This window comes from Cyanobium sp. ATX-6F1 (genome assembly GCF_047395825.1).
Taxonomy (GTDB): Bacteria; Cyanobacteriota; Cyanobacteriia; order PCC-6307; family Cyanobiaceae; genus ATX-6F1.
In genome coordinates, this window is record NZ_JBCEBF010000003.1 from 905,545 (window position 1) to 918,466 (window position 12,922).

18 protein-coding genes, 1 tRNA gene and 3 pseudogenes are annotated in these 12,922 nt (G+C 67.8%); 15 read left to right on the forward strand and 7 right to left on the reverse strand.

The features are described from left to right. The first annotated feature begins 14 nt into the window (after nucleotides 1-14). The 6 genes from AAF143_RS16925 (at nucleotide 15) to AAF143_RS16950 (ending at nucleotide 2,426) form a co-directional block, all read left to right on the forward strand. Nucleotides 15-407: a hypothetical protein gene (locus AAF143_RS16925; RefSeq protein WP_414027424.1), complete on the forward strand. Its 393-nt coding sequence runs from the start codon at nucleotides 15-17 to the stop codon at nucleotides 405-407. Then, entirely contained in the window at nucleotides 335-832 is a 498-nt protein-coding gene (locus AAF143_RS16930; RefSeq protein WP_414027525.1) for a photosystem II S4 domain protein, read from the forward strand. Before AAF143_RS16925 ends, AAF143_RS16930 begins: the two co-directional genes overlap by 73 nt. 95 nt (nucleotides 833-927) lie before the next feature. Beyond that, nucleotides 928-999: transfer RNA gene (locus AAF143_RS16935), tRNA-Val, on the forward strand. 196 nt (nucleotides 1,000-1,195) lie between these two features. Beyond that, complete coding sequence (locus AAF143_RS16940; RefSeq protein WP_414027425.1) at nucleotides 1,196-1,426, forward strand: hypothetical protein; 231 nt, start codon at nucleotides 1,196-1,198, stop codon at nucleotides 1,424-1,426. Beyond that, nucleotides 1,369-1,884, forward strand: a complete 516-nt coding sequence (locus tag AAF143_RS16945; protein WP_414027426.1) for a Mur ligase family protein — start codon at nucleotides 1,369-1,371, stop codon at nucleotides 1,882-1,884. The genes AAF143_RS16940 and AAF143_RS16945 overlap by 58 nt, the downstream gene beginning before the upstream one ends. A 2-nt stretch (nucleotides 1,885-1,886) precedes the next feature. Beyond that, nucleotides 1,887-2,426 (forward strand): glutamate ligase domain-containing protein, encoded by a 540-nt coding sequence (locus AAF143_RS16950; protein ID WP_414027427.1) that lies wholly within the window; start codon nucleotides 1,887-1,889, stop codon nucleotides 2,424-2,426. Here the strand turns inward: AAF143_RS16950 and AAF143_RS16955 are convergent. Further along, nucleotides 2,415-3,152 (reverse strand): hypothetical protein, encoded by a 738-nt coding sequence (locus AAF143_RS16955; protein WP_255008911.1) that lies wholly within the window; start codon nucleotides 3,150-3,152, stop codon nucleotides 2,415-2,417. The genes AAF143_RS16950 and AAF143_RS16955 overlap by 12 nt on opposite strands. A gap of 126 nt (nucleotides 3,153-3,278) precedes the next feature. Here AAF143_RS16955 and AAF143_RS16960 point away from each other — a divergent pair, with 126 nt between their 5' ends. Next, the gene (locus AAF143_RS16960; RefSeq protein WP_255008909.1) at nucleotides 3,279-3,740 is read left to right on the forward strand and encodes an EVE domain-containing protein; all 462 of its coding nucleotides are present in this window, start codon (nucleotides 3,279-3,281) and stop codon (nucleotides 3,738-3,740) included. Between the two features lie 22 nt (nucleotides 3,741-3,762). Here AAF143_RS16960 and AAF143_RS16965 read toward each other — a convergent pair whose 3' ends face one another. The 4 genes and pseudogenes from AAF143_RS16965 to AAF143_RS16980 all read right to left on the reverse strand — a co-directional run bounded on the left by AAF143_RS16965 (nucleotide 3,763) and on the right by AAF143_RS16980 (nucleotide 5,091). Next, the gene (locus tag AAF143_RS16965; RefSeq protein ID WP_255009114.1) at nucleotides 3,763-3,957 is read right to left on the reverse strand and encodes a DUF2811 domain-containing protein; all 195 of its coding nucleotides are present in this window, start codon (nucleotides 3,955-3,957) and stop codon (nucleotides 3,763-3,765) included. A gap of 151 nt (nucleotides 3,958-4,108) precedes the next feature. Continuing rightward, a pseudogene (locus AAF143_RS16970) lies at nucleotides 4,109-4,189 on the reverse strand (hypothetical protein); the annotation flags it as partial. A 253-nt stretch (nucleotides 4,190-4,442) separates the two neighbouring features. Next, a complete protein-coding gene (locus AAF143_RS16975; RefSeq protein ID WP_255008907.1) occupies nucleotides 4,443-4,856 on the reverse strand; it encodes a DUF1818 family protein in 414 nt (137 codons plus the stop codon). Between the two features lie 4 nt (nucleotides 4,857-4,860). Next, a complete protein-coding gene (locus AAF143_RS16980; protein ID WP_255008897.1) occupies nucleotides 4,861-5,091 on the reverse strand; it encodes a DNA-directed RNA polymerase subunit omega in 231 nt (76 codons plus the stop codon). A 327-nt stretch (nucleotides 5,092-5,418) separates the two neighbouring features. Between AAF143_RS16980 and AAF143_RS16985 the strand changes: the two genes are divergently transcribed. The 5 genes and pseudogenes from AAF143_RS16985 to AAF143_RS17005 all read left to right on the forward strand — a co-directional run. Further along, nucleotides 5,419-5,823 (forward strand): hypothetical protein, encoded by a 405-nt coding sequence (locus AAF143_RS16985; RefSeq protein ID WP_414027428.1) that lies wholly within the window; start codon nucleotides 5,419-5,421, stop codon nucleotides 5,821-5,823. A 93-nt stretch (nucleotides 5,824-5,916) separates the two neighbouring features. Beyond that, nucleotides 5,917-6,708: an Hsp70 family protein gene (locus tag AAF143_RS16990; protein ID WP_414027429.1), complete on the forward strand. Its 792-nt coding sequence runs from the start codon at nucleotides 5,917-5,919 to the stop codon at nucleotides 6,706-6,708. A 171-nt stretch (nucleotides 6,709-6,879) separates the two neighbouring features. Further along, on the forward strand, nucleotides 6,880-7,155 hold the full coding sequence (locus AAF143_RS16995) for a hypothetical protein (protein WP_414027430.1): 276 nt from the start codon (nucleotides 6,880-6,882) through the stop codon (nucleotides 7,153-7,155). Nucleotides 7,156-7,163: 8 nt separating this feature from the next. Then, complete coding sequence (locus AAF143_RS17000) at nucleotides 7,164-7,709, forward strand: hypothetical protein (RefSeq protein ID WP_414027431.1); 546 nt, start codon at nucleotides 7,164-7,166, stop codon at nucleotides 7,707-7,709. Nucleotides 7,710-7,770: 61 nt separating this feature from the next. Then, nucleotides 7,771-7,977 (forward strand): annotated as a pseudogene (locus tag AAF143_RS17005) (ferredoxin-thioredoxin reductase variable chain); the annotation flags it as partial. A gap of 18 nt (nucleotides 7,978-7,995) precedes the next feature. Here AAF143_RS17005 and pyrR read toward each other — a convergent pair. Then, entirely contained in the window at nucleotides 7,996-8,577 is a 582-nt protein-coding gene (pyrR, locus tag AAF143_RS17010; protein WP_255008889.1) for a bifunctional pyr operon transcriptional regulator/uracil phosphoribosyltransferase PyrR, read from the reverse strand. Nucleotides 8,578-8,817: 240 nt separating this feature from the next. Here pyrR and gpmI point away from each other — a divergent pair, with 240 nt between their 5' ends. From gpmI to msrB, 3 genes and pseudogenes are all read left to right on the forward strand, one after another. Continuing rightward, a complete protein-coding gene (gene gpmI, locus AAF143_RS17015; RefSeq protein WP_255008888.1) occupies nucleotides 8,818-10,401 on the forward strand; it encodes a 2,3-bisphosphoglycerate-independent phosphoglycerate mutase in 1,584 nt (527 codons plus the stop codon). Nucleotides 10,402-10,417: 16 nt separating this feature from the next. Next, the gene (gene secG, locus AAF143_RS17020; protein WP_255008886.1) at nucleotides 10,418-10,648 is read left to right on the forward strand and encodes a preprotein translocase subunit SecG; all 231 of its coding nucleotides are present in this window, start codon (nucleotides 10,418-10,420) and stop codon (nucleotides 10,646-10,648) included. 14 nt (nucleotides 10,649-10,662) lie between these two features. Continuing rightward, a pseudogene (msrB, locus tag AAF143_RS17025) lies at nucleotides 10,663-11,141 on the forward strand (peptide-methionine (R)-S-oxide reductase MsrB). Between the two features lie 143 nt (nucleotides 11,142-11,284). Here msrB and groL read toward each other — a convergent pair. Further along, nucleotides 11,285-12,919 carry a chaperonin GroEL gene (groL, locus tag AAF143_RS17030; RefSeq protein WP_255008882.1) on the reverse strand — a complete coding sequence of 545 codons (1,635 nt, stop codon included), beginning with the start codon at nucleotides 12,917-12,919 and terminating at the stop codon, nucleotides 11,285-11,287. Nucleotides 12,920-12,922 lie beyond the last annotated feature (3 nt).

Sequence of the window (12,922 nt, forward strand, 5' to 3'; positions counted from 1 at the left end):
CTGGCGGAAAGCTGATGCTGCCCCGCCAGAGCCTGCTGGACGGGAGCCGTGCGCCCACTGACCTGGGCGCCTTGATCGACCAGGCCGAGGAGGCCCTGCGCACCTGGCAGCCCCGCTGGAGCCCGTTCGTGGCGGCGGCCGTGGCCGAGGAGGCCGAAGAGCGCCTGGGGCAGCTCACTGAACTGACCGTGACGGCCCGTGGCGGCTGGCCCCAGGCCGAACGGAGTCGCCTCTGCTTCAGCCGCCGCACGGGCGAGGGGAGGAGGCCGGGCCGCCCGCGGGCGAAGCCGAGGCACCGGCCCCGATCACCGCCCTGGAACTGGCCGGCAATTTTCTGTTCGATCCCGCCGATGCCAGCGATTTCCGCAACGCCCTGCTGGCCGCGGGCGCTGAGCCAGGCGACCTAGGGGACCTCTGGGTGCGCGGCGACCGGGGCGCCCAGCTGCTGGCCACCCCGGAGCTGGCCGAGCGCCTGCTGGAGCAACAGAACCAGGGCCCGCTGCTGGTGCGAACGGTGCCAGTGCAGATCGAACGTCTGAGCCTGGAGCAGTTGCAATTCCCCAGCCGACGGGCACCCCGGCGGCTCAGCAGCGTGGAGGCCTCCTGCCGGCTCGATGCGGTGGCCTCGGCCGGGTTCGGGCTTTCGCGCAGCCGCATGGTCGCGCTGATCCGCGCCGGGGCGGTGCGCCTCAACTGGGCGGCGGTGAGCAGCCCCAGCCGGGAGCTGGTGGCGGGAGATCGCATCCAGCTGGACAACCGGGGCGAGCTGACGATCGAGGCGGTGGAGCCCACCAAACGGGAGCGCTGGCGGCTGGTGATGCTGCGCCGCTGATCGGGCGATCAAGCCGAAGGGGCGCTGGCGTTGGGGCGCGGGGAGACCCGCGCGGGCGGCTGCTAGGTTTTCGGAGCTTGGGCTGAGGCCCAGAGGGGCGATTAGCTCAGAGGTAGAGCACTACCTTGACACGGTAGGAGTCACTGGTTCGATTCCAGTATCGCCCATTTGTTCTTATCAACAAAGCCTGGAAATGATCACGGCGGATCTACCTTTCACCGTCGTGATTGGCCTGGCACGCTCTGGCATTGGCGCCGCCCGCCTGCTCTCCGCAACCGGCGAAAGGGTGCGGCTGATCGAATCGAAAGGCGCTGACGAGCAGCAGCGCCTGGCCGCCGAACTGGAGGCCGAAGGAATTCAGGTGTGCCTGAACACCCCCTGGCGATCGAGGCGTTCCACTGGCCGGGGGGACGGGCGGTCAAGGTGGTCGTCAGCCCGGGCATCCGCTGGGACCACCCCACCCTGGTGGAGCTGCGCCAGTCGGGGGTGGAGGTGATTGGCGAGATGGCGGTGGCCTGGGGGCTGCCCTCTCCACGGTGCCCTGGATCGGCATCACCGGCACCAACGGCAAGACCACCGTCACCCATCTGGTGAGCCATCTGCTGGGGACCGCCGGGCTGGATGCGCCGATGTGCGGCAACGTCGGCCGCTCGGCCGCCGAGTTGGCCCTGCAGCGCCGCTCCGAGGGGCTACCCCAGCCTGATTGGCTGGTGGTGGAACTGAGCAGTTACCAGATCGAGGCGGCGGCCTGCCTCCGCCCGCGCATCGGTCTCTGGACCACCCTTACCCCCGACCACCTGGAGCGCCACGGCAGCCTGGAGGCCTACCGCGCCATCAAGCGCTCCCTGCTGGAGCGCTCCGCCCTGCGCCTGCTCAACGGCGATGACCCCGACCTGGCCGAGCGGGCTGCCAGCTGGGACGACACCCCCAACGTTCGCTGGATCACGGCGGGACCGCGCGGGGGTCTGCCGGCAGGTCTCGATCCGCTGCTCTGGATCGAGGACGACCAGGTCACGGCCGCCTGCGGGCCCTCTTTCCCGCCGAAGCCCTGACGATGCCGGGAGCCCACAACCGTCAGAACATGCTGATGGCGACCGCCGTCGGACTGGAGCTGGGCCTCTCGCCCGAGCAGATGGAGCAGGCCTTCCGCTCCTTCCCCGGGGTGCCGCACCGCCTGGAGTTCCTCCGGGAGCTCGATGGCATCAGCTACTTCAACGACAGCAAGGCCACCAACTTCGATGCCGCCGAGGTGGCCGTCAAAGCCCTGGCCAAGCCCGTGGTGGTTCTTGCCGGCGGGGAGCCGAAGCAGGGTGATGCCAGCGGCTGGATCGAGCAGCTCAAGCGCCATGCCCCCGCCGTGGTGCTCTACGGCGCAGCCGCCCAGCCTTTTGAGACGTTGCTGGCCGGCCACGGCTATGGGGGCGAGGTGCTGAGGCTCGAGGGCCTTGGCGAGGCGGTGCCAGGGGCTCAGGCCCTGGCCGAACGCCTGGGCGCCTCGGCGGTGCTGCTCTCACCGGCCTGCGCCAGCTTCGATCAGTACAGCGATTTTGAGGCCCGCGGCGAGCATTTCCGCCACCTGGTCTCAGGCCTCTGAGGGCTCCCCTAGGCGTCGACTCACCAGGTACTGCTGGATGAAGATCGCCGCCAGGGGGCCGGTCACGATCACGGGTACCAGGCAGAACAGGGCCGAGATCAGCACCAGCAATCCGGCGAGAAGCTCGTAGCCCACCAGGCCCCAGCCGAAGCCGCTGTTGAACAGATCACGGAAGCAGGCCAGGAAGGCCGGCCAGATCGGCTCCTCGCTGGTGAACACCCGGCGGATGTAGATCGGGGTGATGAAGGCCACGATCATCCCGGGCACCAGGCAGGCCAGCAAGCCGATCCCCGTGGCCGCCGACACCAGCAGTCCCGCCAGCACATAGCGCCAGAAGTTCTTGCGCAGCAGCGCCAGACCGCTGTTGAAATCAGGGTGCTGGCCGGTGGCGTAGTAGAGCGCGGGGAAGGCCACGATCAGCACCCCCAACAGGCTCACCAGCACCTGATAGACGATCTGGAAGGGGAAATTCAGCAGAGCCTGCAGCCCTTCGGCCCAGCTTGATCCACTTCCACTGTCCTGGAGGAAGCCACCGGTGAGCACCTGGGCGAGAACGGTGGTCAGTGCCGTGATCACACCGAACACCAGCGCCAGGCCAAGGATGACCAGCTGGGTGAGCACGTAGGCCTGCCAGTTGGCCTTGTAGAGGTTCCAGGCTGATTGCAGCGTGGGTCCAAGTGAAGCTTTGGGGTCCGCAGGTGGTTCTTGGTCAGGGGTGCTGGTCATGGAAGAAGAACCAATGGGCCCTGTTTAGTCGCCTTCGCCGCTCCAGCCAACAACGCCGACACATTGCGCTCCTGACAGGCGCTCTCCATAGACTCACTCGCGACCCAAGCGATGCCCCAGCAAGCGATGGCCTTCTGGCTGATGAAGAGCGAACCGGATGTCTACGGCCTCGCCCATCTGGAGCAGGAAGGCACCACCCTCTGGGATGGAATCCGCAACTACCAGGCCCGAAACTTCATGCGCACCATGGCAGTGGGCGATCGGGCGTTTTTTTACCACTCCAACACCCAACCGCCAGGGATCGTCGGCTTGATGGAGGTGATCGAGACCCAGCTGGTGGACCCCAGCCAGTTCGATGCGGGCTCGAAGTACTTCGATCCGGCTTCCAAACCCGAGGCCCCTCGCTGGGACTGCGTGCGCCTGCGCTACGAGCGCAGCTTCAAACGGCTTGTGAGCCTCGATGAGCTGAGGGAAAACTTCAGTGTCGAGGAGCTGGCTGTGGTGCGTCGGGGCAACCGGCTTTCGATCCTGCCGGTGCCCCAGGCCGCGGCGGAGCGGATCTTCGCGCTGTTGGGGGAGCCCGCCTGAGGCGCTTGGTCAGCCCCCTGGCTCAGCGGCGGAACATGTTGGCCAGGTAGCAACGGGTCACCTCCCGGCTCTGCACCCCGTTCTGCACCAGAAACCCCGCCAGGGCGGCCTGAAACAGCCGGTACTGGTCCCAGTTGGGGTGGGCGTCGATGAACCCGCGCATCGACATCAGCAACGCTTCGGGCACCTCGGCCCGCAGGCTGACCATGGACGCCATCACATCTGCCGCCACCACCTCTGAGGACCCGTCCTCCCCCAGCGAAGGGACCTCCAACCCACCGGCCCAAGGCCCCGTGGCCACGGCTGCGTTCAACTGGTTGGGGGACATCGGGTTCATTCAGCCTCGGCGTACGGGCACCAGTTCCCCACACCGCCGCAGCCGCGTCAAATCGCCACAGGCGGCGACCATCCCTGGCGTCCAAGGCTGAGATCCCTGCACTGGCAGGCACTTTCGGCAACGCCCCGTAAGTCGGCCCCGGGCCTGGAGCGGCCCGCCACGGCTGTCAAGGGGACGACCAAGATCGCGGCCGTTCTCCCCAGGTTGCTGTGGGGGCAGGCGGTCCGGGTCCCGTCACCTGTGGAAAATCGGTGCAAAACCCAGCTCACTTGTGGGAGAACTCCGGGCCTGTCGCTCCGATCAGCAGTGCTGATCGGCAGCCGATTTGGTCGGTTGATCTCACAGAACAGTGCCCATGGGCACCATCAGGGCGCTGCGCCCAGCCCCAGCTCCGGCTGCCGATCGAGGGCCTGGGGCAACTGCTCGAGGGCGCGGGCGAAGGCGGCGCTGGCCCCCAGGCCCCAGCTGACCTCCAGGGCCCGCTGGCCTGATTCGGGCGTGAGCACGATCCGCAGCCGCCAACTGTGGCGATCCCCCGCCAGCACCAGCCACCAGGGGCCGCTCTCCAGCTCCAGTTCGATCGTCTCCTCCGCCATCAGCTGTCCTGTCAGGTCGCTGTGCTGGGCCACCAGGCACCCCAGGGCCTGGCGCAGCCCCGCCGCCTCGGCGCCCGTGAGCTCCACGGCCCAGCCCTCGCCTCCGATCAGCACGGAAAAGGGCTGGCGCCCGGGATCACATCCCAGGCGCCAGCCCTCTCCTTCCCATTGCTGGGGGTCCAAGCCCTCAGCCCGGCAGCAGGTCCGGCTGGTCCTGCTCATCGCTGAGTTCGACGATGGCCCGCTGGACGGGCTTGATCATCGAATCTTCCAACAGACCGTCGAAATCATCGAACCGGCGCTGCTTGGCTCGGAAGGCGATCTTCACGGTGGTGAGGTAACGGTTGCTCGACTGACGGATCAGGCTCTCGGCCCGCTGGGCCAGCTCCTTGGGGCTTACATCGCTGCCGATGAACATGAAGAATCCAGCCAATCCAATAACTCTAGGGGAGGGCCCTGCGGACCCAGAGGCGCCCTGCCACCGATAGAACGGAAGCCCCCGCGCCCCGCCCCTGCCATGGCCCAGGACGGCACCCTGGCGATCGACATGGGCAGCACCACCACCGTGGTGGCCTTCCAGGCCGGGGACGGAACCCCGGGCCGGCTGCTGGAGATCCCCCTACAGCTGCAGTGATCCGGCGGTGATCCCCAGCCTGCTCTGGTTCAGCGGGCCCGGGGACCTCCGCCCCCTGATCGGCCGCCAGGTGCTTGAAGCCGGCCCCAGCGCCCAGGACAGCCCCCTGCTGTGGAGGGATTTCAAGCGGCGCATCGGTGCCGCCAGCGAGGACCGGCCTGGAGCGCCAGGGCCCCTGTCAGCGGAGCGGGTCGGGGGCTGCTGCTGGAGCGAATCTGGAAGCGGCTCCCTGGGGAACTGCAGCCCCGGCGCCTGGTGCTCACCGCCCCGATCGACAGCTACCGCCGCTACCGCCAGTGGTTGCAGCAGGCCACCGCCGACCTGCCGGTGGAGGAGATCGCATTGGTGGACGAACCCACGGCGGCGGCCATCGGCGCCGGGCTGCCCCCGGCAGCCGCGTGCTGGTGGTTGACCTGGGGGGGGCACGATCGATCTGTCGCTGGTGGCCCTGGAGGGGGAGGGCAAGGCGGCACCGATCGCGCAGCTGTTGCGCTTCGGAGGCCTGCGCCTCGATGACAGCCGCCAAGCCCTGCGCTGCGCCCGGGTCGTGGGCAAGGCCGGCCTGGCCTTGGGGGGCGGGACATCGACCGCTGGATCGCTGCCGCGCTGGTGCCGGAGGCCTCCCCCAGCGGCAGCCTGTTGGAGGCGGCCGAACAACTCAAATGCGCCCTCTCGAGCGCCCCCGAGGCCGTGGTGACCTGGCTGCCGGGGGCGGCGGCGGCGCCCAGGGCCCTGAGGCTGGAGCGCCGTGACCTCGAAGCCCTGCTGCGGGAGCGGGGCCTGCTGAGCGCCCTCGATCAGCTGCTGGACGCCGTGCTGGCGGCTGGACGGGCGGAGGGCCTGGATCTCGATCAGATCGACGCGGTGCTGCCCGTGGGCGGCAGCAGCCGCATCCCCCTGATCCGGCAGTGGCTCAGCGAGCGTTGCCCGGCCGTGCCCCTGCGGGACGAGCGCCCGATCGAGGCCGTGGCCCTGGGGGCCCTCGCCCTGACCCCCGGCGTCCAGGTCAAAGACGTGCTGGCCCGGGGGTCTCCCTGCGCTGCTGGGATCGGCGCAGCTTCGAGCACCGCTGGCATCCCCTCTTCCTGGCCGGCCAGAGCTGGCCCACGGGCCGGCCGCTGGAGATGGTTCTGGCCTGCAGCCGCGATGGGCAGGCGGAACTGGAGCTCGCCCTGGGGGAGCCCCGCAACGATCAACGCGCTGAGGTGGTGTTCATCGACGGTCTGCCCCAGTTGCGCAGCCGGCCAGCGGGGCCCCCGCCGTGGAGCCCTGGGCCGGCCCCAGCCTGCAGCTGGCGCTGGATCCGCCGGGCCGGCAGGGGGTCGACCGCTTGCGGCTGCGCTTCAGCATCGACGCGGCGGGCCGGTTGGTGCTCGAAAGCGAAGACCTGATCACCGGTGAGCGCTCATCGGCCATGGCCCTCGGCGCGGTGCGCTGACTCAGACGGGTCCGTCCCATCAGCACACCCCTCAGCACGCCCCGACCATGGGACGACGGCCGCTCTGCCCCTTCGCCCTGCTGGCGGGGCCGGCGGATCCCTAGAACTGAGCGTCGCTCCGCACCTGCTTCGCCTTGGCCATCCGCCGGCACAGGCTTCCACGTTTCTGGCTCGCGCTCACCCTCGGGCTGGTGAGCGGAGCGGTGCTGGCGGCCCACTGGTGGGAAACCCAGTTGCCCGATCGCCTCGAGCGGGCGGCCCGCACAGGCAAGCTCGACGATTGCCTGCGCTACAGCGAGCAGCTGGCCGCCCTGCGCTGGCTGGGGGATCGCGCCCCCAGGAGCAGGGGCAGTGCCGGCGCCTCAAGGCCGAAAGCCTCTGGAAGGCCGAGCGTTGGCGCGAGGCCATGAGGCTGCAGTTGCAGCTCGTGAATTCCGATGCGGGCAGCCCCGAAGACCAGCGCCAGCTGCTGGCCTGGCAAAAGCATCTGCAACGAAGGGCCCTCGATCGCTACCGGCAGGGGGACCTGAGCGGCGCCCTGGCCCTGCTGGCCCCGATGAACGAAGACCACCGCCCCGACGGCAGCGCCCTGGGGGACAACCTCAAGGAGGAATGGGCCCGCAACCGGCTGCAGCTGGAGCGCAGCCGCAAGTTGGTGGGCGCCAAGCGCTGGTGGGAAGCCCTCGATGCCCTCAACCGCATCGACCACCCCTGGTGGAAGCAACGCTCGCTTGAACTGCGTCAGCAGGTGAGCAAGGGCCTGCTGAGCCTCAAAGCCAAGGAAGATGACCACCACAGCCACGAAAGCGGTCTGCCCACCACCGTGCCCATGGAGCAGCTGGATTCTGCCGTGCGCCGCCACATCGCCCAGGGCATGGACGATTTCAAGGCCTTCAAGCTGGCCTGCCGTGAACTCGGGGGCAAAGTGGTGGAATCGGGTCCCGAAAGCGCCTGCCAGCGCTGAAGGGAGCGCTCGTCACTTCAGGGCGGCCCATGACAGGATGGCGCCCGAGCGCGATCAGCCGATGCAACCGGGAGATCAGGTCAAGGTCAGCACCGAGGTGGTGGTGTACACCCACCCCGAACACCGCGGCGAACCATTCGATCTCCAGGGCCAGGTGGGGCAGGTGCACCAGGTGCTGAGCGACTGGAAAGGGCGGCCGATCAGCCCGACGCTGCCCGTGATCGTGGCCTTCGGCAAGTTCCGCGCCCACTTCCGGGACGACGAACTCACCCCCTGGCCTGAACGTTCAGGGCTTGAGCAGGAACACGCCCTCTTCGCCGTCGATGGCCTCCAGGCACAGGGCAATGCTTTCCTGGCGGCTGGTGGGCACCACACGACCGCAGAAGTCGGGCTGGATCGGCAATTCGCGGTGACCCCGGTCCACCATCACCAGCAGAAACACCCGCTGGGGTCGGCCCCATTCCTGCAGGGCCTCCAGGGCCGCCCTCACCGTGCGCCCTGTGAAGATCACGTCATCGACCAGCACCACCTGGCGCCCATCGAGACCACCCGGCAGGGAGGTGGCCTCCACCAGTCGGGTTCCGATGCGCCCGAGATCGTCGCGATGGAAGGTGGGATCGAGACTGCCCTGGTCGATCGGGTGGCCACAGATCAGCTCAAGCTCCGCCGCCAGCTCCTGGGCCAGGGCCACGCCTCGGGTGGGGATGCCCAGCAACAGCAGCTGCCGGCTGTCGGCCACGCCCTCCAACACCTGGGAGGCCAGCCGTTTGAGCGTGCGCCGCAGATCGGCGGCCGAAAGCAGCTCCAAGCGCTGAAACGGGGTGCCAGAGGCGGGGCTGGTGGCGGGGCTGGAGGAGGACCGTGCCATGGGCCTTCTCGGCGAAACCCCATCGTATGGAACCTGGTGGGCCTGCCGCATCCCGAAAAGCTAACGCTGGGGCTCCTAGGGCCAATCGGCCCTGGAGCAGGCTGTAAATTGGAGCTGAAACGGCATCACGACTGAAAACGTCACAAAGCAGGGGTGCTACCGATTTCTTCCTCCAATCCCAGTCCAAAGCCCCTGGAGCCGCTCTCCCCAGTGATCGCGGGTTCGGCGACCTCCGCCCCTATGGCCCCTGTGGTGCTGGCGATCCTGGATGGCTGGGGCTACAGCCACGAGAGCGCCCACAACGCCATCCGATCGGCGGAAACTCCGGTCATGGATGCCCTCTGGCATGCCTACCCCCACACCCTGATCCAGGCCAGCGGCGCCGATGTGGGCCTCCCTGACGATCAGATGGGCAACTCGGAAGTGGGCCACCTGACCATCGGCTCCGGCCGCATCATCCGCCAGGAGTTGGTGCGGATCAGCCAGGAGGTGAGTTCCGGCAGCATCGACCACAACCACGCCCTCAACGCCCTGGCCGAGCGCCTGCGCGCCAGCGGCCGCACCCTGCACCTGTTGGGTCTCTGCTCCGACGGCGGCGTCCACAGCCATATCGACCACCTGGGCGGCCTGCTGCGCTGGGCGGCTGGGGCCGATCTGCACAAGGTGTGCATCCACGTGATCACCGACGGCCGCGACACCGCCACCTTGAGCGCCCCCCAGTTCATCCAGCGCATCGAAGAGCAGATCGAAGCCAGTGGCGTGGGCGCCATCACCACCCTCTGCGGCCGCTACTGGGCCATGGACCGGGACAACCGCTGGGAGCGCACCGAAAAGGCCTACCGCCTCTACACCGAACCCGGTGAGCTCATGGGTCTTGGGGCCCAGGCGGCCATCGAAGCGTCCTATGCCGCCGGCATCACCGATGAATTCCTCGAGCCGGTGCGGCTCGCCCCAGGGGCCTTCGCCGATGGCGATGGTGTGGTGTGTTTCAACTTCCGCCCCGACCGGGTGCGTCAGTTGATGCGAGCGCTGGTGTTCAGCGACTTCAACCACTTCGTCCGTGAGCGGCACCCAACGCTCGATGTGGTCACCTTCACCCAATACGCCCTCGATCTGCCGGTGGCCGTGGCCTTTCCCCCCGAATCCCTCGATGGGCTGCTGGGTCAGGTGGTCTCCGAACACGGCCTGCGGCAGTTGCGCACGGCGGAGACCGAGAAATACCCCCACGTCACCTACTTCCTCAACGGCGGCATCGAAAAACCATTCCCCGGAGAAGATCGCCATCTGGTGCCCTCCCCACGGGTCGCCACCTACGACCTGGCCCCCGCCATGGCGGCCGAGCAACTCACCGACGACTGCATCAAGGCCATCAACAAGGGGATCTATGCCCTGGTGGTGATCAACTACGCCAACCCCGACATGGTGGGCCATACCGGCCTGATGGCCCCCACCCTCGAGGCGATCGCCACGGTTGATCACTGCGTGGGGCGGTTGATGGAGGCCACCAACCGGGCCGGCGGCACCCTGCTGATCACCGCTGACCACGGCAATGCCGAAGTGATGGAGACCCCCGATGGCCGCCCCTGGACAGCCCACACCACCAACCCGGTGCCGGTGATCCTGGTGGAGGGCGAAAAGCGCAAGCTGCCCGGCCACGGCAACGATCTTCGCCTGCGCGAGGGAGCTGGGCTGGCGGACATCGCCCCCACCCTGCTGGAGATCCTGGGCCTGCCCCAGCCCGCCAACATGACCGGTCATTCCCTGATCGAACCGCTGGGGGCCATCCATCGGAGCGAGCTCCTCGCCCAGACCCTGCCGGTCTGACCCCTAGGCTGATTCGATGCTTAAAACCGTCATCACCTGGATCTGGTCCGCCAGTGGTGTGCTGCTGATCATCAGCGTGTTGCTGCACAGCCCCAAGGGCGATGGCATGGGTGGTCTGGCCAGCAGTGGTGGCTCCATGTTCAGCAGCGCCCGCAGCGCTGAAACCACCCTCAACCGCATCACCTGGTCGCTGCTGGCCACCTTCCTTGGTCTGGCGGTCGCGATCAGCGCCGGCTGGTTCCGTTGAAGGGCGGCGTTCGGATGCCAAGGCGCCACCTGCTGGCCAGCTTCGCCGCCTTGCTCTCTCCTCTCCTGGGGGCTCGCAAAGCTGATGCGGCAACGACAGCGGGGAAGCCGCCTGGCAACTGAGCGAGGCCGAGTGGCGGCGCCGGCTCAGCCCAGCCGCCTTCGAGGTGCTGCGCCGTGAGGGCACCGAACGGCCCTTCAGCAGCCCCCTGAACCAGGAGAAGCGCGCAGGCACGTTCAGCTGCGCCGGCTGCCAGCTGCCCCTGTTCAGCTCAAAGGCCAAATTCGACAGCGGCACCGGCTGGCCCAGCTTCTGGCAACCGCTGCCCACCGCCATCGCCACGCGCACCGACTTCAAACTCCTCTTCCCCCGCACCGAATACCACTGCCGGCGCTGTGGCGGCCATCAGGGCCACGTCTTCGCGGACGGCCCACGGCCCACCGGCAAGCGCTACTGCAACAACGGGGTGGCCCTCACGTTCAAAGCCGATTAAGGCTGCGTCGCAGGACCCTGGACCGCCAACTCAGCCACGGGACAGGCCCGTGGGCAGCTCTGGCAACCATGAAAAAAGGGCGGAAGGTTTCCCCTCCGCCCCTGGTGAAGGCAGCGGGAGCGAGCCCCCGCCCCAGAGGACGATCAGTAGTCGAAGTCGCCGCCCATGCCGCCGCCGCCGGCGGGAGCCGCTTCCTTCTTCTCGGGCATGTCAGCCACGATGCACTCGGTGGTGAGCACCATGCCGGCGATCGAGGCGGCATTCTGCAGACCGGAGCGGGTCACCTTGGCGGGGTCCACGATGCCGGCAGCCAGCATGTCGACGTACTCGCCGGTGGCGGCGTTGTAGCCCTCGTTGAAGGGCATGCCCTTCACATGCTCAGCCACGACGGCGCCGTTGACGCCGGCGTTCTGGGCGATCCGCATCAGCGGAGCGGTGAGAGCGGAAGCCACGATGGTGGCGCCGATCAGCTCCTCGCCGGTGAGGTTGGCAGCCGCCCACTCTTCCAGAGCCGGGGCCAGGTGGGCCAGGGTGGTGCCACCGCCAGGAACGATGCCTTCTTCAACGGCCGCCTTGGTGGCGTTGATGGCATCTTCCAGACGCAGCTTCTTGTCCTTCATCTCGGTTTCGGTGGCGGCGCCCACCTTGACCACGGCCACACCGCCGCTCAGCTTGGCCAGACGCTCCTGCAGCTTCTCCTTGTCGTAGGAGGAGTCGGTTTCGTCCATCTGCTTGCGGATCTGCTCGCAGCGGGCCTTCACCGCCGCCTCGTTGCCTTCGGCGACGATCGTGGTGGTGTCCTTGTTGATGGTGATGCGGCGGGCGGTGCCCAGCATCTCCAGCTTGGTGTTCTCGAGCTTGAGGCCGGCGTCCTCGGTGATCAGCTGACCGTTGGTGAGAACGGCGATGTCCTCGAGCATGGCCTTGCGGCGGTCACCGAAGCCAGGAGCCTTGACGGCGGCCACGTTGAGCACGCCACGCAGACGGTTCACCACCAGGGTGGCGAGGGCTTCCTTCTCGATGTCCTCGGCGATGATCAGCAGGGGCTTGCCGGTGCGGGCGATCTGCTCGAGCACGGGCACCAGATCCTGCACCAGGCCGATCTTCTTGTCGGTGAGCAGGATGTAGGGCTCATCGAGCACCGCTTCCATGCGCTCGGTGTCGGTGGCGAAATAGGGCGAGATGTAGCCCTTGTCGAAGCGCATGCCTTCGGTGACCTCCAGCTCGGTGGTCATCGACTTCCCTTCCTCCAGGGAGATCACGCCTTCCTTGCCGACTTTGTCCATGGCGTCGGCAATCATCCGGCCCACTTCTTCGTCGTTACCGGCGGAGATGGTGCCCACCTGGGCAATGGCGTTGGAATCGGAGATCGGCTTGGCGTGCTCCTCGATCTTCTTGACGAGGAAATCGGCGGCCTTGTCGATGCCCTTCTTGAGGGTGATGGCGTTGGCGCCGGCGGCCACGTTGCGCAGACCGGCCTTGACCATGGCATGGGCCAGGACGGTGGCGGTGGTGGTGCCATCACCGGCGGCGTCGTTGGTCTTGGAGGCGGCCTGACGGATCAGGGCCACGCCGGTGTTCTCGATGTGATCTTCGAGTTCGATCTCCTTGGCGATCGTGACGCCGTCATTGATGATCTGGGGGGCGCCGAATTTCTTCTCGAGCACCACGTTGCGGCCCTTGGGACCGAGGGTGACGGCGACGGCTTCGGCCAGGATGTCGATGCCGCGTTCGAGGGCCCGGCGGGCTTGCTCGTTATAGATAATGCGTTTGGCCATGGA